Below are 18,594 nucleotides of genomic sequence, written 5' to 3' on the forward strand. Positions count from 1 at the left end.
AACGCTATCGGGAGCCGGTGGCTCGACACGATGACACACCATCCGGCGCGGTGATGCACCGAAAAAGCCACCGCTCTGGAGGAAGTCTGGCACACTTCGAAGGTCTGAAACACCAAGAAACAGTGTGTCCCAATTTTCGTTAGCTGGCCCAGCCGCCCATGAAGAACTGCCGGGTCCACCACATCATGACAAACAGACCGAGCACGATCAAGGCCCGCTTGGACCACAGTTGCACTTCGGCGGCGTCACGATCCCGCGGCTTGCGCTCCCAGAAGGACGCCATCATCATCCAGAACGGGAACCACAACAGCACCGCGCGGGGCACCGACTGGAACCAGAAGGACAACGCGAAGGCCAACACCTGCACCGCCACCCAGGACGCCTCCGCCCACATCTTGCGGCGCAAGCACCACACGGTGACCGCGATGCCCGCCAACCAGGCGAGCATCTCGGCCCGGAAGATCCACACCCAGCCGTCGCGATCGGCGTACGCACCGGGCTGGATCGCCTGCCACGTGTTCGCGAAGGCCTCCCACGGCCAGTGGAAGCCACGGTTCCAGCCGGCCTCCTGCGCCGAGAACCACGCCGTCCACGATCCGGTCAGGCCGTGCAGATAGATCACGTACGCCGCGATCACCGCGATCGGCAGCGCCAGCCACAGCAGCTTCAGCAGCCGCTCTCGCCACTGCACCGCGGCCCAGGTCAGCGCCATGATGCCCAGCGCCCCAACCAGGAACAGGCCCGACACACGCACCGTGCAGGCGAGCGCCGCCAAGATCGCGGCCGGCATCCAGCGATCGGCGCGTGCCCGCTCCCAGGCCCAGAACGCCAACGCGCAAAACAGTGACTCGGTGTAGGGCACCACGGTGAAGACCGCCACCGGGGCGAACAACCACATGGTTGCGGCCACCGGTCCGCCGAGTCGCAGCAGCGCCAACGCGGCCGCCGCGGAGCCGACCAGCGACAGCACCAACCCGGTCACCAGCATCGGTATGCCGATCTGGGCCAACGCCCCCATGATCATCGGCAGGCCGGGAAAGAAGGCCATCTCCTTGGGGTCGGCGTACCCCTCCTGGGCGATGACGAAGAAGTGCTGCACGTCCCAGTACGTCAGCATGGTGCCGATCGAAGAGCCAGTGATCAGCCCCATCACCACCAGGATCGCCACGATCAGACCGCGGCTACCGATCCAGGCCAGCAGCACCGACTGCAGGCCGCGCCGGGTCCACGGGTCCCGTGTCAGGGTGTAGCCCGGCACCGTCTGCCACGGCACCGCGGTCGCGGCGGGCCACCGGACGGTGGTGACGTCATTGATCCGGTCGTACGCCCGGGTGCCCGGAATCGCGAAGGACTGCAGTGCCCCGGTGCGCAACCGGGTGAACCAGCCGACATCCGCGGCGCCGTCCAGGACACCGCCGGCCGGGTCGTCAATGAGGCGACCCCGATCATGCGCCGGCGGGATCCGGACCGGATCGTGGATCGGTTGGAGGATGTCGCGGACCACCAGGCCGGCAAACCACAGCTGTGCGGCGACCCGGATCACGATGGCGAGGCTGTAGGTGTCGATGACGAACTGGCCCAGATCCGGATCGGACCAGTTGGCCAGGTAGTGCCAGATCGCAACCCAATAGATCGCCTCGGCGACCTGCCACATCGCCACATCGCGCAGCTTCGGTCGGGCCGCGACCGCCAGCGGTAGCAACCACAGCACGTACTGCGGGGAATAGACCTTGTTGATGAGACACATCGCCACCACGACCAGGAAGGCGACCTGCGCCAGCCGGGGTCGTTGCGGCGCGAACAGCACCAGCGCCGCGATCCCGATGCAGGCCGCGACCATCAGGCCGATCGCCAGCCCGTTGAGGTTGGCGATGGCCTGGCCCTGCAGGGTCATTGCCTGCCACAGCGAACCGAAGTCAGGGCCGCGGCCCTCGTTGAAGGTCCAGAAGTACAGCCAGCCCTCGAAGTTGAGGACCAGGTAGGAGATGTTTCCGGCCAGCCAGCCGACCGCGGCGCCGAGCACCGTCCAGCCGTACGCCTTCATCCGGCCGCCGCGCAGGCACAACAGCAGCAGCGGCCCCAGGATCAGCAAGGGATAGAGCTTGGCGGCGGTGGCCAACCCCAGCAGCAGTCCTGCCAGCCAGGGGCTGCGGCGGGACCAGGCCAGCAGCGCCAACGAGGTCAGGCAGACCGCCAGCAAGTCCCAGTTGATCAGCCCGGTCAGCGCCACCAGCGGGGAGGCCGCGACCATCATGGTGTCCCAGCCCCGGCCACGCGTGGTGCGTGCCATCGACCAGACCAGGCCAAGGAACAGGGCAAACAGCGTGACCGCGGTGATGCCGAGGAACAGGTTCGACATCTCCAGCGCACGGGCTTCGGGTCCCGGGGTGCCGGGCAGGAATACGCTGAACAACGCCGTCAGCTGCCGGTTGAGCTCGACGTAGGCCACGGTCAGCGCCGGATATTCAAACGGCGTCTGCGACATCGGTGCCTGGTTGACCATGTCGCGGTCGAGGTAGAGCTTGGGGATGTCGCTGTAACACCCGTCCCGGAACACGTCGGAACCGGGCAGCTGGCACTTCTCCTGCCGTGTGACGGCCCACAGCCAGATGATGGTGGCGGCCAGGAGCACCCACCGCATCGGGTCGAACCAGACACCGGCGTGTTCGCCGCGCCGTCCCCAGCGCCCCAGCCGGCCACCGATGAAGGCGGGCAGCGTGTCCGACCAGCGCCCTGCGCGTACGGGTTGGTCGGCAGTCGCGGTGTCGCCGGTCGGCGTCTCCTCAACGCTGGTGTTCACCGCTGACCTTCCTCATCGCCGGTGTGACGGCGGCAGCCGCCCAGCACGATTGTGCCGGGCCGAGCGGCCGGGCGCGAGCGGGTCAGCTGCCACCCGCACCGGAGCCATTGCCGCCACCGCTGCCCCGGCCGGGAGCGCTGGTGGTCGGCGGGGCCGTGGTGCGTGGCGGCTCGGTGGTCCCGGGCGGGTCGGAGGTCTCCGGCGGCTCGGTCGTCTCAGGTGGCTCGGTGAAGCCACCACTGGACTCGGGCGGCGCCGGCGGCTCGGAGGTCTCTGGCGGCTCGGTCGTCTCCGGAGGCTCGGTCGTGGTCGGCGGAGCGCTGGTGGTCGGTGCCTGGGTGGTCGGCGGAGCGGTCTGAGTGGGACGCGAGCTCTCCTCCTCGTCCTTCTCCGAATCGCGACCATTGCGGTTGACGTAGACCGGATCTTCGAAGTCGAGCTCCTCGGTGCCCTCGACGGCGACCTCCATGTAGTCCAGCCAGGTCTGCGCTGGATAGGTGCCGCCATAGAAGGTGCTGTCACCGGGGCGGCGATACTCGTCCAGGCCCTGGTTGCCGTCGTCGCCGGCGACGTACATCACCGCAGTGGAGATCTGCTTGGTGTACGCCACGAACCACGACGAGACCACGTCGTCGCCGACACCGGTGGTGCCGGTCTTGCCCGCCACCGGCCGACCCAAGGTCGCCACGCGGGTGCCGGTGCCGTCGTCGACGACCCGGGAAAGGGCATACGTCACGTCGATGGCGACGTCCTCCTCGATGGTCTGCTCATTGGCCGGACTTGCGGCATAGACCACCTTGCCGTCCATGTCGCGTACTTCCTGGACGATGTGGACCTCATTGCGACGCCCCCCGTTGGCCAGGGTGGCGTACGAATTGGACATGTTCATCGGGGAGACCTCGGCGACGCCGAGCGCGATCCGGTTGATCGGGTCCCAGCCGGCGCCGGTTGGCGAGCCGGCCCGGTTGGCGGCGTCGATGACCTTCTCGGGGCCGTCCTCCATCTGAGCGACCATGTCGACGAACGACGTGTTGATGGAGTTCTGGATCGAGGTCAGCAGCGAGACACTGTCGCCGTACTGGGTGCGGCCCTGGTTGTTGACCGGGACACCTTCCCCGGGTGGGGTGAAGCTGTTGCCTCGGAAGCGGGAGTTCAGCGAGAAGCCGTCCTCGATACCGGCCACGGCGGCGAACGGTTTGAAGGCAGAGCCGGTGGCGCGTGGGGTGGTGGCCCAGTTGCGGGAGTTCGCCAGATAGTCCGGGCCGCCGTAGAGCGCCAACAGGGCACCGTTGGAGGTGTCGACCGAGGCGATGGCCGGGTGCAGCTTGCTGGCGTCGGGGTCGCCGCGGGCGTCGTCGACAGCCGTACGTACGTTGCTCTCGGCGGCATCGATCGCGGCCTGCTGCAGCCGGGGGTCGATGGTGGTGGTGATGGTCAGCCCGCCGCCGTTGATCTGGGCCTCGGTGAAACCGAGCGCCTGCATCTCGTTCTCGACCATGTTGAGCAGGAATCCGTTGGGGCCGGCGTAGCGCCGGTTCACCGGCACCTCCGGAAACTCCGGCAGTTCGGCGCGATACTCGGCCCCCTCGGCGGCCGTGATGGTGCCCATCTCGACCAGTCCATCGATGACATAGCGATACCGATCCAGCAGCCGGGCGCGGCTCTCCTCATCCCCGCTGGGGTCGAACCGGGCCGGATTGTTGAGGACGCTGGCCAGCACCGCCGCCTGCGGCACCGTGAGATCCTTGGCGTCGGTGAGGAAGTAGGACTGGCTGGCGGCCTGGACGCCGTAGGCGCCCCGGCCGAAGTAGATGGTGTTGAGGTAGTCCCGCAGGATCTCTTCCTTGGGCACCTCCCGCGACATCTTCACCGCAAGCAGCAGTTCCTTGACCTTGCGTTCGATCGACTGGTCCGAGGTCAGGTAGTAGATCTTGATGTACTGCTGGGTGATCGTGGAGCCGGACTGGACCTCACCACCGGAGGCGATCCGCCAGACCGATCGGGCGATGCCGGGGATCGAGATGCCACCGTCGGTCCAGAAGGAACGGTTCTCCGCCGCGATGACGGCGTCCTTGATGTTCTGACCCATCTCTTCGTACGGGATGGTCTGCCGGTTCTGGACCTGGAAGTTGCCCAGTCTGGTCTCACCGTCGTTGAAGTTCACGAAGGTGGTGTTGGTCTGGAAGTCCGCGTTCGGGTCGGGGATCTCGGTGCGCTGATAGAGATAGACGACCGCGATGACGCCGATCAGCGCCAGCGACAGCAGCACGATCGCGGTCCACATCGCGATCTTGCCGACGATCCGGCGGGCCCTGCCCTTGCGGGGCTTGGCGGCGGCCTGTCCAGGTTTCATGGAGGGCTCGGCCTTCTTGGACTTCGCGGACTCAGCCATAGATGTCCTCCACGGTCGGCTGCTTGCGGGGTGCCCGGCGGCGTCGGCCATCACCCAACAGATAGGACTGCGTCATGTGGTTCCAGCCGCACTCGGGGCAGACCTCGACCACACACACCTTGAACTCGCCGACCTCCGACTGCATCTCCTCAAGCTCCTCCAGGGACTTGATCCGGCCGCTGTACTGACCCAGCTGGTCACCGAAGACGTAGTGCAGGATCGCGAGCTCCTCGCTGTCGCACACCGGGCAGGGGATCTCGGCGGGGATGCCGTGGTGCAGGGCCGATCGGATCAGCATCGGATCGGCGTCGAGGGGATGGTCGGTGCGGAAGGTACGCTGCGGCGCCCGCAGCAGCTCCAGGCTCCGCCGGCGCTGCAGCGAGTAATCGATGACATTGCGCTGCGACCACATGCGGGTCAGCGTACTTCGGGGCACAACGCACCGGAAGGATTCCGGTCGCTGGAGCGGCCGGCGTACCGGCGCGAACCCACCGCGAATCGGCCTCGGCAGCGGGTTACTGTAACCGCTACCTGACCGGGCCACCCCCCGGCCCTACCCAAAGGAAAAGGTGATCCTGTGCGACGACGCACTGTCCTGGCCGCCACCAGCGCTCTTGCCGTTGGTGCCTCTCTGTCCCTGCCCCGACCAGCCTCCGCCGCGCCGACGCCGCGGCAACAGGCCCCTGCCCCACCCACGGGTGAGTGGGAGGACCTCGGCTCGCCGATGACCGCGCTGACGGTCGTCGAAGGCGACTTCGGCACCCTGCCCGATGGCACCTTCGCTGCCTTCGCCGCCCCGTTGGGCGAGGATGCCAGCCTCAACATCTGCTCCGCCGCCACCGGCGACCGGATCGGCCGCCACCAGCTGCTGGGCGCCGGCGGCGCCCCGATCGTGCTCGCGGCCCCGGACGGTTCGGTCTACGTCGCCACCTACTACGACGGCCACCTCTACCGGTGGGACCCGGCCACGGGGACCATCACCGACCTGGGTCGGCCCACCCCGGCCGCGACCTACGTGTATGGCCTCACTGCCGGTAAGGACGGTTACATCCACGGCGGCACCTTCCCCGATGCGAAGGCTTGGTCCTACCACCCCGACCACGGCTTCACCGACCTGGGCAAGGCGAGCTCCAACACCGCGGTGCAGTACGTCAGCGCCGCGGCGTATGACCCGGTGCACCATGCGCTCTTCGTCGGCACCCGCCCGGTGGCCGAGCTCTATCGGATCGACCTGGCCGCCGGCGACAAGGTTCGCGTCGAGCTCGGCGTCACGGGCTCGGGCATCAACGACCTCGACGTCGGAGTGGCCGGCGACCGGAGCCGGGTCTTCGTGACGATGGACCAAAAGATGCGCGTGATCGATGCGGACACCCTGACCGAGGTCGCGTGGACCACCGACGACGAGCACCAGACCCCGGCGGCGTACGCGGTCAATGCCCGCGGCGTCTCGGAGGCCCACGAGGGCAAGGTCTGGTGGAGCACCTTCACCAACGGGGCGCTGAAGCTGACCTGCTATGACATTGCCACTGATCAGCACACCGTCACCCGACACACGGTGCCAGGTGGCTCACTGGTCGGCTACGGCTGGACCATCGAGAACGACCACAACGTGCTGTACGCCTTTGCCGGCAACTACGAAGGCAACGGCATCCGTTTCGATGTCGACGCCGACGAGCTGACCACGGTCGTCTTCGACATCGAGCCCGAACCGACGCCGCTGGGCGGGATCCTGGTCTCCCCTGACGGCCAGGACGTCTATGCCAATGCCTTCATCAACGGCAACACCGTCGCGGTGGCCGCCGACACCGGGGAGGCCCGGCCGGTGGTTCGATTCGGCCAGGTCGAGGACTGGGTGGTCGCCGGTGACGCGGTGTACGCCGGCATCTATCCCGGCGGTTCGCTGCTGGAGTGGCATCCGGCCGACGGTGACACCAGCGCGACGACCAAGCTGGCCGACCTGAAGGGGTCCGATCAGCAGATCCGCCCGCTGGGGGCGAAGGCGTACGACGGCAAGGTCTGGTGGGGCACCGAACCGGACTACGGTCTGCGCGGTGGCACCGTCGCGATCCTCGACCAGGCCAGCGGCGAGGTCGAGGTGCACCACGACGTCGTGCCGGACCACACCATTGCCGCGATCGGTTTCGCGCACGACAAGGTGTACGTCGGGTCCAGCCGGCATGGCGGCACCGGGACCAGCCCGATTGCCGGCAGCGCCCAGGTGATCGAGTGGGATCCGGCCAGCAACACCACCGTGCGCAGCTTGGCGCCCGAGGGTGCGATGTCGATCAACGCGCTGGCGACCGGACCGCAGGGCCACCTGTACGCCTTGGTGGACACGGTGCTGTACGAGATCGGTGACGAGCTGGAGGTACGCCGACAGCTCCCGCTGGTCTCCGGTGGCGGAGGTACGTCCGCCGGAGCGGGCGAGCTGATCTTCCATCCCAACGGCTACCTCTACGCCCAGGTCGGCCGCAGCGTCTACGTGGTCGACCCGCTGGGGTGGACGGCAACCTCGATCGCATCCAACACCCGCCGCCTGGACCTGGCGCCCGATGGCCGGCTCTGGACGCTACTGTATTTGGAGGGGTATCGCAGCAGCACCAATGTCGGGCAGTACACGCTGCCGGATGGCACCGCCGACACCCGCGAGTTCGTGACGGTGCTGGGCCAGCCCAGCCAGATCAAGAACAGGTTCGTGGTCACCGGGGAGACGCTGCAGGACGCGTTCACCGACGTCGCGGAGCAGCCCGGCACCGGCGATCCGCGCCAGCACGCTGCCCGGCTGGCTGCGGTGCGGAACATCTTGGCCACCTTGGAGTCGGCCGGCGCGATCACGACCGCCGAACGCGGCGAATTGACCTCGCTGGCGGCGCGGTCTCGCTGATTCAGCGCGCACGAGCCCGCCCCAGCGGCGGCAGGTCGCTCCAGGTGCGACCTATTGCTGCTGGGGCGGGCTTTTCTACGGGAGACCCCCCTCCCCGGGGTGCGTCCCAGGCCCGATCTGCGCTGCGCACTAGGCTGAGGCACCGTCCCAGATCGAAGGAGCCCACCCATGTCGGAGCACAGCGAGTGGCCTGACCACACCGAGTGGCCCTACCACGACGGCTCTACCGAGAACCCGCGCCCTTTTGACAACCATGCTCCCGCGCGCGCCATCAGCGAACGGGCGCTGCCCCAAGAGGTCCGTGAGATCCCGATCGGTCTTCGGCGCGCAGGCGCATGGTCTTGGCGCATCCTGCTGGTCGTGGCAGTGATCGCGCTGGTGCTGCTGGGGATCTCTCAGATCATGGTGCTGGTAGTGCCGGTGCTGGTGGCGCTGCTGTTCACAGCGCTGCTGAATCCGGTGGTGTCCTTCCTGCACCGCAAGACCCCAATGGGCCGCGGCGTGTCGGCCGCCCTCACCTTGGTCGGCCTGCTGGTGGCGGTTGCCGGGATGCTGGGCATCGCCGGACGCCAGCTCTTCGGACAGTACGAGACGATCCAAGCCCAGGCCGTCGACGGCTTCCAGCGCGTGACGGCTTGGATCACAAGCTCGCTGGGCGTCAAGGTTCCCACTCTGGACAGCGCCCTGGACGACCTGATCGACCAGGTCCAGGCCCACTCCGGGATGATCGCCTCGGGCGCACTGTCGGGTGTCTCCAGCGTCGGCAACGTGCTGACCGGCATGTTGATCAGCCTGTTCACCCTGTTCTTCCTGCTCGCCGGCGGTGCCGCCATCTGGCAGTGGGTGGTTTCACTGCTCCCGCCCGCGGCCCGCGAATCAACCGACACTGCCTTTGGGCGCGGCTGGAAGGCACTGTCGGCGTACATGCGCACCCAGGTCTTGGTCGCGGCTGTGGACGCCACCGGCATCGCGCTGGGCATGGTCGGGGTGAGCATGGCGGCGTACGCGGTGCCAATCTGGCTGATCGTCTTCGTGTTCTCCTTCGTCCCGATGATCGGCGCGATCGTGTCCGGCGCCATCGCGGTACTGCTGGTGCTGGTCCTGAAGGGATGGGTGCTCGCTCTGGTCATGCTCGGCATCGTGATTCTGGTCCAGCAGCTCGAGAGCAACTTCCTGCAGCCCCTGATCATGGGCAAGGTGGTGGCGCTGCATCCGCTGGCGGTCTTCCTCGGCGTGACCTTCGGCACGCTGACGGCGGGGATCGCGGGCGCCCTGTTCGCCATCCCGCTGATCGCTTTCGTGAATGCGACCGCGCTGTCGCTGACCGGACGTACGCCCGCACCGGAGGCAGCCACGACGGTGCCGGAAGTGCCCGAGGACAACGCCCCACCAGCGGACGCGGACAGCGCTGACGCCAGCGACCCCGACTGAGGGGGCCGGACCGACCGCAGACCGGAACTTCGGGCCACGGGTAATCCCGGATCTGTGCGTTGCGGCGCGGGAGGTGGGCATCGCCCACCGCTCATGCTTGGCTTTCTCCAAAGCAGGGCGGCGACCGCCGCCGTCCGGCCAAAGGAGGCCATCACTTATGGCCCAGTTGAACCGACGTCAGATGCTCGGACTGGGAGCCGCCGCAGGATCGGCTGCCCTGCTGGGCGCCTGCAGCAGCAGTGACGAGACCGGACCCGGGAATGGTCCGGAACAGCAAGAAGCCGCGCAGCCGAACCACGTGCCCTTCGCCGGTGTCGAGCCAGATCTGCCCGGCGACCCGGACAAGGGCATCCCCGACGGCTATTTGTCCTTCCCTCCGGAGCCGATCGAACGGGGAGTGGCACCGCTGGGAGTCACCGCGCCGTTCACCTGGATGGTGCAGGGGCCGCCGCCGCGGGCCGGGATCGGCGCCGGCAATCCGTGGTACCAGTCGCTGACCGAAGCGTTCGGCGCAACGTTCGAGCCGACCTTCGCCAGTTGGGGAGGCGACTATCTGCAGAAGTTCCAGGTGCTCGCCGCCTCCGGTGACCTGCCGGATCTGGCGATGGTTCCGCAGGTGTCGGGGATGCCGCAGCTGCTCGAGCAGTACTACACCGACCTGACGCCGTTCCTGGCCGGGGCAGCCATCGAGGAGTTCCCGGCGCTGGCGGCCCACGCGCCGCAGGCCTGGTCGATCGGCAGCATGAACGGCAAGATCTGGGGCGTCGCGCAGCCACGGCCGCCGGCCGGCCGGATCGTGATGACCCGAGGCGATCTGCTGGCCGAGGACGGCTTCGACAACTTCCAGACCCCGGCCAACGGTGAGGAGTTCGTGGACCTCGCCAAGGAACTGGCCAAGCCCAGCGACGGCCGTTTCGTCTTCAATGGCAGTCCGACGGACTGGTTGATGCCGATCCTGATGGAGTCGATGGGCGGCCCCAACACTTGGCGCCGCAATGACGACGGCAGCTTCCTGCACGCCTTCGAGTCCGAGCAGACCATCGAGGCATTGCGGGTGGCAGCCGATCTGTGGGCCTCGGGCACCATTCACCCGAACGCTTTCTCCGAACCGAACAACAACTCCATTCGCTTCGCCGGCGGGCAGTGCGTCTGCATCATCAACCCGTTCGCGACTTGGGCCTCGATCTGGGCGGTGCCCCACCCCGAGTTCAACGTTGGCGTCGTGACGGTGCCGGGCTGGGAGGGTGGTCGCGCCGCCCATCACCTCAACCCGCCCGGCTACGGCACCTTCACCGGCATCGCCAAGCAGGACAGCGAGGATCGGGTACGCGAGCTGCTGCGGGTGCTTGATTACATCGCCTCGCCGTTCGGGACCACCGAGTTCCTGAGCGCGAACTTCGGGGTGGAGGGCACCACGTACGACCTGGATGCCGAGGGCAATCCGGCATCGACGTCGGCGTACGCCGAGCAGTACATGCAGGGCCTGCTCTTTGGTGGCAGCGTCATCAACGCCAACCTGTACGTGCCCGGCCAGCCGGACTTCGTCACCCGGCAGCACGAGTTCATCTCGACGCTGCTGCAGGAGACCGAGGCCAATGCTGCACTCGGCATCTTCTCCGAGGCGGCGCTGTCCAAGGGGACCGCCGCCAACCGCGAGGCCTGGGACGTGCAGCGCGCCATCATCATGGGCCAGTCGGACCTGTCGGCCTGGGAGGGCGCCGTGGACCGCTGGCGCAGCGCCGCCGGCGACGAGATCCGCAACGAACTCCAGGAGGGTTATCAGGAGTGACGCGTACGCCGTGGCCCGAAGCAACTCATGTGGGCACCTGCCCTCACTCTGGGGGCCGGCGGGAGCGTTCGGGAACAGCCCCTGGTGACCGGCACCAATAGGGTGCGCGGCCTCAATCGGCGGAGCCCTGCATACTGCAGGTATGGCAGCCGCTTCAGTTCAAGGTCCGAGCGAGTCCAACGACCGCATCCTTCGGAGCGAACCAACCGAACGAATCCTTCGGAGCGAGCCAACCGAACGAATCCTTCGGAGCGAGCCAACCGAACGAATCCTTCGGATTCAGGGAGGCCAGCGCCTCGACGGGCGGGTCCGCATCAGCGGCGCGAAGAACGCTGCCCTGAAGGCGTTGGCGGCCAGCCTGCTCACCGACGAAGAGGTGGTCCTCAACAACGTTCCGATGATTGCCGACGTGTTGAGCATGGCTGAACTACTGCGAGAGTTCGGCGCCGAGGTCGAGGTGGATCGCGCCAACGAGCGGGTCCGCGTGCAGACCCGCCAGGTGGCGCGTACGGATGCTCCGCCCAGCCTGTTCAAGGCGACCCGCGCCAGCGTCGTCGTCACCGGCCCAATGTTGGCCCGGGCCGGCGAGATCAGCTTCGCCCTGCCGGGCGGCGACCAGATCGGCAAACGTCCCATCGACATGCACCTGAAGGGGTTCGCCCGGATGGGCACCGAGGTGGAACGCGGCGAGGACGTCGTCCATGCCCGGGTGAAACGACTCCACGGCGCCCGCATCTACATGGACTACCCCAGCCACACCGGCACCGAGGCGCTGATGATGGCAGCGACCCGCGCGGCCGGCACCACCACGATCATGAATGCCAGCTACGAACCCGAGATCGTGTGGCTGGGCAACATGCTCAACCGCATGGGCGCCCGGATCTCGGGGCTCGGCACCCCTTTCATCACCATCGAAGGCGTGGAGCGGCTTCGCGGGGTCAGCGAGATCGTGCTGCCCGACCGCCTCGAGGCAGCGACCTTCGCGGTCGCCGCGGTCATCACCGGCGGCCAGATCACGCTGGAGGATGTCACCGGCGTCCACCTGGTCCCCATCGCCGAGAAGCTGGCCGAAGCCGGTGCCGAGGTCTGGCGGCAGGACAATCGGATGCTGATCAAGGCTGGCTCCGAGTTGCGCGCCGTCGACATCCAGACGCTGCCCTACCCGGGCTTCCCGACCGATTCGCAGAGCACCTTCATGCCGCTGCTGACCCAGGCCACCGGGGTGTCCCGGGTCCACGAGCGGGTCTATGAGGACCGGCTGCGCTACACCGACGAGCTCCTCAAGATGGGCGCCGACATCCGGGTCCAGGCGTTCGGTGAAAACCGGGAGGTGCTGGCGACCTCGGCCGAGGTGCACGGCCCAACCCCGCTGACCGGCGCCCGGGTCCGTTCCCTGGACATCCGCAGCGCGGTCGGCGTGGTGCTGGCCGGGCTCGTTGCCGAGGGCGAGACCCAGATCACCGACGTCCACCACATCGATCGCGGCTACCAGGACTTCGTCGGCAAACTCGCGGCCGTCGGCGCCGACATCGTCGACACCGACCCGCCGGCCTGAGCCGCTGGCCTACGCCCCGGCCGCCCTGAAACGTCCGCTGCGGCGGCCCGTTGTGGCCCATACGTCCACCGAGGCCCGCTACGGCGGACAGTTCAGGGGCCCCTCGTCTGCAAAGGTCAGGCAACCGATCCGCGACCTCGCCTCGTATGGATGGTTGCCCGTGGAGAACGGGCGACGACCAGGGTCGACCAGATCGGCCGAAGCCGAAAGGAGTGGGCAGATGGCCCGCGATGAAGAGGCGTACCTCGCCTTCGTCGACACCAGCGCCTCGCGCCTACGACGGATGGCCTACCTGATGTGTGGTGACTGGCAGATCGCCGAGGACCACACCCAGGAAGCGCTGATCCGGATGTTCGTGAAATGGAACCGTGTCGAGGAGTCCGGCCGGCTGGCGTACGCCCGGCGGGTCCTGACCCGCATCATCATCGACGAATCACGCAAAGCGCGTCACAAGCGCGAACGCACCGGTGATCTCGAGGACCGGCCAGCCAACCGGGAAGCCGTCGCCGCAGTTGCCGACAACGTCGACCTGCAGCGGGCACTCGCCAGCCTGCCGGCACGGCAACGGGCCTGCGTGGTGTTGCGATTCGTCGACGACCTCTCGGTCGCCGATACCGCCAGCGCCATGAACACCAGCCAGGGAACCGTCAAGAGCCAGACCGCCAAGGCGCTCGAGCACTTGCGCAGCGTCCTCTCCCCCAGCCTTCTACCTGCCGTCGGCGCATCCGCCTGAGGAGGAAACATGAACTTCAAGAACGAGGCTGAAAAGATGTCCGACGACTCCGGCCGCCCCGGCTTCGACGCCCAGGATCTACTCAACGCCGGTAAGTCGCGGGTCCGCAGCCGCAACCGTGCACTCGCCTCAGTGGCGACCATGGCAGTGGCCGTGGTCGGCATCAGCGCCTTGGCCATCACCCAATTTGCCCCCAACCAGCAGACCGTTCAGCCCGCGACGGCGAGCCCGCTCCCGCAGACCCCGCAGCAGAGCCCGGGCGGCGATTCGACGCCGGTTCCGACCCCGCAGCAGCAGACCAACACGCCCACCCCGACCAACACCCCCCGTGCCACCGACGGTGAGGCCTGCGTGGCCACGCTGCCGGAGGACTGGCTGGAGGCGATCACCACCGAGACCCGGCCGGCCGCGCCGAACATCGCGTGGGAGACCGTCTGGGAGGTCACCGACAACGGCGAGATGATCGTGGAGTTCCAGGAGGAGGGCTCCGACACCAGCGAGATCTGGTATTACCCGGACACCTCGCCCACCGGTGGGGTACGCATCCACACCCGTGCCGCCAACTCGACCGGCATCAACGGTGTCGACCACGACAACGGCGAGTTCCTCATCACCGAGAACCAGGACGACGGTTCGTCAACCTTCTACCTGTGGAAGCCGGGACAGTGGGAGACCGACAACGGCGAGGCCGTTGAGCTGTTCAACGCTCCGAGCGTCACCCAGCCGGGAGTGGTGTTCGGCAACCGGATGGCGTACGTCAACGACAACAACCAGCTCTACACGGTGACCATGTTCAGTGAGGACTCCGGTGTGGTCGCTGAGGATGTCGCCAGCGTCAGCCGCAACGAGAACATGTTGGTGTGGGCGCAGCAGTCCGACGGTTCGCTGCGGGCGATGAGCATCACCAACAACGAGATGCTCGACGCGCCGAGCGAGATCACCGGCTACTGGCCCGAGGTCCACAGCGGGCTCTACACGGTGCAACAGCCCGAGGAACAGTTCGTCGCCTGGAACGCCCAGTGGGACGAACCGCGTACGGTCCAGGCCTTTGACGACGCATCCTTCAGCGCCCGGCCCCCGCAGCCCGGCGACAACGGGTTGGTGGCACTGCTGGAGTACGAGGGCACCGACGGCAGCCGCGCGAAGATCTGGAACACCGACACCAATGCGGTCGCCCAGCTTCCCGAGGGCTACCAGGCCTCCCTGTACGGCAGCTACCTCGTGGTCGAGTACAACGACGAGCAATCCATGCGGCCCACGACGGTGATCAACACCGACGAGCTGTCCACGGTCAGCTGCTGAAGCTGAGCTGGACCACTCGTCCGCAGAGCCCCCAGTGGTTGCTGGGGGCTCTGCGGTTTCCTCGGTGGCGCAGGCTGGCCGCGACTACGCTGTCCCGGTGACCACCATCGTCTTCCTGCACGCCCATCCCGACGACGAGGCCTCGCAGACCTCCGGCACCATGTACCTCGCGGTCCAGCAGGGCCACCGGGTGGTCTGCGTCTACGGCACCAACGGCGAGCACGGCACCGTTCCCGACGACCTCAGCCCCGGCGAAACGGTCATCGACCGGCGCCGCAGTGAGGCCGAGAGGTCGGCCGAGGTGCTCGGCACCGCCCGCGTCGCCTGGCTCGGGTACGCCGACTCCGGCATGACCGGGTGGGAACAGAACTCCCACGCCACCTCCTTCCACTCCGCCAACGTGGAGGAGGCCGCCGGTCGGCTCGCTGCGATCCTGGATGAGGAGGATGCCGATGTGGTGGTCGGATACGACTGGCACGGCGGCTACGGGCATCCCGACCACGTCAAGGTGCATGCGGTCGCCAGGCGCGCAGCCGAGCTGGCCCGGCGTACGCCTCGCTTCCTGCAATCCACCATGAACCGCGACCATGTACGCCGGCTCTGGCAGGCGGCCGTGGACGCCGGCGTCACCGATGCCGGCTGGAATCCGGACAATCCCGCCGACGACGGCAACCCCTTCGGTACGCCTGAGGCCGAGCTCCACTGGTTTGTCGACGCCACGCCGGTGATCGACATCAAGCGGGCAGCGTTGGCCTGCCACGCCTCCCAGGAGGACGCCGCCGGGATCCTGCAGATGCCCGAGGATCACTTCGCTGGCGCCTTCGGCGGCGAATGGTTCATCGAGGAAGGCCGACCGGCCGGAATCGTCGCCGGGCTGCCCTCCTGAGTCGGTTCGGGCCCATCGTGGGCCCCTTGCGCACGGCGACGGCCTCAGTCGGCCTTGGCGAAGGCATCCTTGAGCTTCAGGACGCCACCGGTCTGCAGCAGACCGCGGCGATAGATGGTGTTGCCCAGCCAGATCGCCACACCCATGAAGGCGATGGTGAGGACCAGCGCGATGATCGCATCCAGCACCCCGGCCTCTCCCAGGATCAGCCGCTGCGGCATCAGCACGGTCGAGACGACCGGAACGTAGCTGAGGACCATGTTGACGGTGCCGCTGGTGAACAGACCAGCGAAGTAGACACCCATGATGATCATGGTCAGCGGGGTGGTGGTGTTGCCCAGGTCCTTGTGGCGGGTCGCCATCGCACCGGCGGCAGCCCACAGGCAGGCCAGCGAGGCGAAGCCGAACAGGAAGAACACCACGAACCAGCCGATGTGCGGCAGCAGGTGCGGCAGCAGCTCACTGAAGGGCGTGAAGGACACGCCCACCGCGCCGATCGCGATGTAGAGGATCAGCTGGAACATCGCCATCACGGTGTTGCCGACCACCTTGCCGATCAGCAGCTGGCGCACCGGGATCGCAGCCGAGAGGATCTCGACGATCCGCGACTCCTTCTCCTCGACCACGGACTGGGCGATCTGCATACCGTAGGTGAGCGCCGCCATCAGAAACAGCAGTGAAAACACCAGGCCGGCGATGGTGGCGATGCCGACCTCGCTGCTGTCCTGTTCCCCGGTCAGCACCACCTGGGCCTCGGTGCCGGCGTTGAGGGCGCCGAGATCCACACCCTGCTCGGAGGCGTTGGTTTGCAGCACGTATGCCGAGATGGACTGCAGCAGGGTCTGGTCAGTGCTCTCCAAGTCGCTGACGACCAGCTCCCAGCCGGTGTCTCCCTGCCGGATGCCAGCCTCGACGTCGCCGTTGTCGACGGCCGCCTCGAGGTCGGATTCGGGCAGTTCGACGGCCTCGTAGCCTTCGCCAGCGATCTGGACGATGGCGGCACCTTCGGCGTCGGTGACACCGACCTGCTTGGCGTCATCACCGAAAAAGAGTGCGCTGAGCGCCATGCCGCCGACCAGCAGCACAACGGTGATGATGGTGCCGATCCAGAACGACTTGTCGCTGAGCTGGGCGGTGATCTCTCGCTTGGCGACGATGCGCCAGGGCTGACTGGGCTGTGCGTAACTCATCGGGTGACCTCCCGGTAGATCTCGCTGAGGGGACGACGGTTGGGGCCGAATTCGCGCACCGGCCCGCGGCTGATGGCGCTGGCCAGGACACGCTGCTCGGCGCTCGGATCGGCGAACCGGACCTGCGCCCGGCCACCGTCGATGTCGATGACCTCCACCCCGGCCTCGTCGCGCAGCCAGCCCAGGTCGCCGTCGACGACGATGCGGTGGTCGTGGCCGGCGGACTCGCGGATCGAGTCGACGGTGCCCGACACCATCACCTGCCCTTTGGCCAGGATGACCATGTGCTCGCACAGCCGCTCGACCAGGTCGAGCTGGTGCGAGGAGAACAGCACCGGTACGCCGCGTTTGGTCAGTTCGCTGAGGATCACGAACATCTCATCGACCGCGTCGGGGTCCAGGCCGCTGAAGGGCTCGTCCAGCACCAGGCAGATCGGGTCTGCCATCACCGCCGCGGCGATCTGGACCCGCTGCTGGTTGCCCAGTGACAGCGACTCCAGCTTGTCCTTCATCCGGTCGCCCAGCCCGAACCGTTCCAGCAGGCTGCTGGCTTCCTGCTTGGCGTCGCCGGCGTTCATCCCGTACAGCTCGCCGAAGTAGGTGAGCTGGCTCAGGATCGGCTGCTTCGGATACAGGCCACGCTCCTCGGGCATGTACCCGAACGCGGCGCGGTCCTTGGTGGTGATCGGCTGCCCCTGCCAGGTGACGCTGCCGCCGTGCGGGGCCAGCAGCCCCATGATCATGCGCATCGTGGTGGTTTTGCCGGCACCGTTGCCGCCAACAAAACCGGTGAAGGAGCCCTCCGGGACCACGAAGGACACATCGTTGACGGCGACGTGGTCGCCGAATCGTCGTGTCAGATTGCTGACTTCAAGCATGTTTGCCTCCCTGTGGTTCCACTCTCGCGGACCGCGGGGCTCTGCCGGCTCGGCCACAGGGAGGAACTGGCGGCGTACGCCTCCCCCTCAAGGAGGAGATCGGGCCTCAGTCGTCCATCAGGCCATACTCGAAGGCGTGGATGACGGCCTGGACCCGGTCGCGTACGCCGAGCTTGGCCAGACAGTTCGAGACGTGCGACTTGATCGTTGCCTCGCCGAGCACCAGTTGGTCGGCGATCTCGGCATTGGACAGGCCGCGGGCAACCAGCACCAGCACCTCCCGTTCCCGGGCCGTCAGTGAGGCCAGGCCGGGGCTGGCCGGACGTTGCCGCTGCGCGCCGACGGCGCGGGCGATCACCCGGCGGGTCACCTCCGGTGCCAACAGGGCGTCTCCGCGGGCAACCGTCCGCACCGACTCCAGCAACTGCTCCGGCTCGGCGTTCTTGAGCAGAAAACCGGCGGCGCCGGCCTGCAGGGCATCGAAGACGTAGTCGTCGCGGTCGAAGGTGGTGAGGATGATGACCTCGGGGCTGTCGGATTCGCGGCAGATCTGCCGGGTCGCATCCAGCCCGTTCACCTGCGGCATCTCGACATCCATCAACACCACGTCAGGGCGCAAGGTACGCGCCTTGCTCACGGCCTCGGCTCCGTCGGCGGCCTCGCCGACCAGGTCGATGTCGTCCTCCAGGTCCAGCATCAACGCGAACGCACGCCGCACCATCGCCTGATCGTCAACCAGCATCACCCGAATCAT

At 67.4% G+C, this 18,594-nt stretch carries 13 protein-coding genes; 7 read left to right on the forward strand and 6 right to left on the reverse strand.

Annotation, left to right across the window (positions count from 1 at the left end; all coding sequences use genetic code 11):
* Nucleotides 1–139: 139 nt before the first annotated feature.
* From CGZ91_RS08490 to CGZ91_RS08500, 3 genes are all read right to left on the reverse strand, one after another.
* Nucleotides 140–2,800, reverse strand: a complete 2,661-nt coding sequence (locus CGZ91_RS08490) for a glycosyltransferase 87 family protein (RefSeq protein WP_094454277.1) — start codon at nucleotides 2,798–2,800, stop codon at nucleotides 140–142.
* Between the two features lie 82 nt (nucleotides 2,801–2,882).
* Entirely contained in the window at nucleotides 2,883–5,192 is a 2,310-nt protein-coding gene (locus tag CGZ91_RS08495; RefSeq protein ID WP_179229285.1) for a transglycosylase domain-containing protein, read from the reverse strand.
* Complete coding sequence (locus CGZ91_RS08500) at nucleotides 5,185–5,604, reverse strand: DUF5318 family protein (protein ID WP_094454281.1); 420 nt, start codon at nucleotides 5,602–5,604, stop codon at nucleotides 5,185–5,187. Before CGZ91_RS08500 ends, CGZ91_RS08495 begins: the two co-directional genes overlap by 8 nt.
* A gap of 312 nt (nucleotides 5,605–5,916) precedes the next feature.
* Between CGZ91_RS08500 and CGZ91_RS08505 the strand changes: the two genes are divergently transcribed.
* The 7 genes from CGZ91_RS08505 to CGZ91_RS08535 all read left to right on the forward strand — a co-directional run bounded on the left by CGZ91_RS08505 (nucleotide 5,917) and on the right by CGZ91_RS08535 (nucleotide 15,772).
* The gene (locus CGZ91_RS08505) at nucleotides 5,917–8,076 is read left to right on the forward strand and encodes an NHL repeat-containing protein (protein ID WP_094454283.1); all 2,160 of its coding nucleotides are present in this window, start codon (nucleotides 5,917–5,919) and stop codon (nucleotides 8,074–8,076) included.
* Between the two features lie 168 nt (nucleotides 8,077–8,244).
* Nucleotides 8,245–9,507, forward strand: a complete 1,263-nt coding sequence (locus CGZ91_RS08510; RefSeq protein ID WP_094454285.1) for an AI-2E family transporter — start codon at nucleotides 8,245–8,247, stop codon at nucleotides 9,505–9,507.
* A gap of 157 nt (nucleotides 9,508–9,664) precedes the next feature.
* Nucleotides 9,665–11,296, forward strand: a complete 1,632-nt coding sequence (locus CGZ91_RS08515) for a type 2 periplasmic-binding domain-containing protein (protein ID WP_094454287.1) — start codon at nucleotides 9,665–9,667, stop codon at nucleotides 11,294–11,296.
* A gap of 142 nt (nucleotides 11,297–11,438) precedes the next feature.
* On the forward strand, nucleotides 11,439–12,851 hold the full coding sequence (gene murA / locus CGZ91_RS08520; protein ID WP_094454289.1) for a UDP-N-acetylglucosamine 1-carboxyvinyltransferase: 1,413 nt from the start codon (nucleotides 11,439–11,441) through the stop codon (nucleotides 12,849–12,851).
* A gap of 220 nt (nucleotides 12,852–13,071) precedes the next feature.
* Nucleotides 13,072–13,584, forward strand: a complete 513-nt coding sequence (locus tag CGZ91_RS08525; RefSeq protein WP_094454291.1) for an RNA polymerase sigma factor — start codon at nucleotides 13,072–13,074, stop codon at nucleotides 13,582–13,584.
* A 9-nt stretch (nucleotides 13,585–13,593) separates the two neighbouring features.
* Nucleotides 13,594–14,886, forward strand: coding sequence for a hypothetical protein (locus CGZ91_RS08530; protein WP_094454293.1), 1,293 nt, complete (start codon nucleotides 13,594–13,596; stop codon nucleotides 14,884–14,886).
* Between the two features lie 97 nt (nucleotides 14,887–14,983).
* Nucleotides 14,984–15,772: a PIG-L deacetylase family protein gene (locus tag CGZ91_RS08535; protein WP_094454592.1), complete on the forward strand. Its 789-nt coding sequence runs from the start codon at nucleotides 14,984–14,986 to the stop codon at nucleotides 15,770–15,772.
* 44 nt (nucleotides 15,773–15,816) lie between these two features.
* Here CGZ91_RS08535 and CGZ91_RS08540 read toward each other — a convergent pair whose 3' ends face one another.
* The 3 genes from CGZ91_RS08540 to CGZ91_RS08550 all read right to left on the reverse strand — a co-directional run bounded on the left by CGZ91_RS08540 (nucleotide 15,817) and on the right by CGZ91_RS08550 (nucleotide 18,594).
* Complete coding sequence (locus CGZ91_RS08540) at nucleotides 15,817–16,962, reverse strand: ABC transporter permease (RefSeq protein ID WP_094454295.1); 1,146 nt, start codon at nucleotides 16,960–16,962, stop codon at nucleotides 15,817–15,819.
* Nucleotides 16,959–17,840, reverse strand: a complete 882-nt coding sequence (locus tag CGZ91_RS08545) for an ABC transporter ATP-binding protein (RefSeq protein WP_094454297.1) — start codon at nucleotides 17,838–17,840, stop codon at nucleotides 16,959–16,961. Before CGZ91_RS08545 ends, CGZ91_RS08540 begins: the two co-directional genes overlap by 4 nt.
* 106 nt (nucleotides 17,841–17,946) lie before the next feature.
* The gene (locus tag CGZ91_RS08550) at nucleotides 17,947–18,594 is read right to left on the reverse strand and encodes a response regulator (RefSeq protein WP_094454299.1); all 648 of its coding nucleotides are present in this window, start codon (nucleotides 18,592–18,594) and stop codon (nucleotides 17,947–17,949) included.

Origin of the sequence: Parenemella sanctibonifatiensis, from assembly GCF_002250565.1 — a bacterium.
In the GTDB taxonomy this organism is placed as follows: domain Bacteria; phylum Actinomycetota; class Actinomycetes; order Propionibacteriales; family Propionibacteriaceae; genus Parenemella; species Parenemella sanctibonifatiensis.

What these genes read in the sequence shown, in the direction of transcription:
- CGZ91_RS08495 (WP_179229285.1), bottom strand. Translation starts at nt 5,192, where the DNA reads ATGGCTGAGTCCGCGAAGTCCAAGAAGGCCGAGCCCTCCATGAAACCT.
- CGZ91_RS08500 (WP_094454281.1), bottom strand. Translation starts at nt 5,604, where the DNA reads ATGTGGTCGCAGCGCAATGTCATCGATTACTCGCTGCAGCGCCGGCGG.
- CGZ91_RS08505 (WP_094454283.1), top strand. Translation starts at nt 5,917, where the DNA reads ATGACCGCGCTGACGGTCGTCGAAGGCGACTTCGGCACCCTGCCCGAT.
- CGZ91_RS08510 (WP_094454285.1), top strand. Translation starts at nt 8,245, where the DNA reads ATGTCGGAGCACAGCGAGTGGCCTGACCACACCGAGTGGCCCTACCAC.
- CGZ91_RS08515 (WP_094454287.1), top strand. Translation starts at nt 9,665, where the DNA reads ATGGCCCAGTTGAACCGACGTCAGATGCTCGGACTGGGAGCCGCCGCA.
- murA (WP_094454289.1), top strand. Translation starts at nt 11,439, where the DNA reads ATGGCAGCCGCTTCAGTTCAAGGTCCGAGCGAGTCCAACGACCGCATC.
- CGZ91_RS08525 (WP_094454291.1), top strand. Translation starts at nt 13,072, where the DNA reads ATGGCCCGCGATGAAGAGGCGTACCTCGCCTTCGTCGACACCAGCGCC.
- CGZ91_RS08530 (WP_094454293.1), top strand. Translation starts at nt 13,594, where the DNA reads ATGAACTTCAAGAACGAGGCTGAAAAGATGTCCGACGACTCCGGCCGC.
- CGZ91_RS08540 (WP_094454295.1), bottom strand. Translation starts at nt 16,962, where the DNA reads ATGAGTTACGCACAGCCCAGTCAGCCCTGGCGCATCGTCGCCAAGCGA.
- CGZ91_RS08545 (WP_094454297.1), bottom strand. Translation starts at nt 17,840, where the DNA reads ATGCTTGAAGTCAGCAATCTGACACGACGATTCGGCGACCACGTCGCC.
- CGZ91_RS08550 (WP_094454299.1), bottom strand. Translation starts at nt 18,594, where the DNA reads ATGATTCGGGTGATGCTGGTTGACGATCAGGCGATGGTGCGGCGTGCG.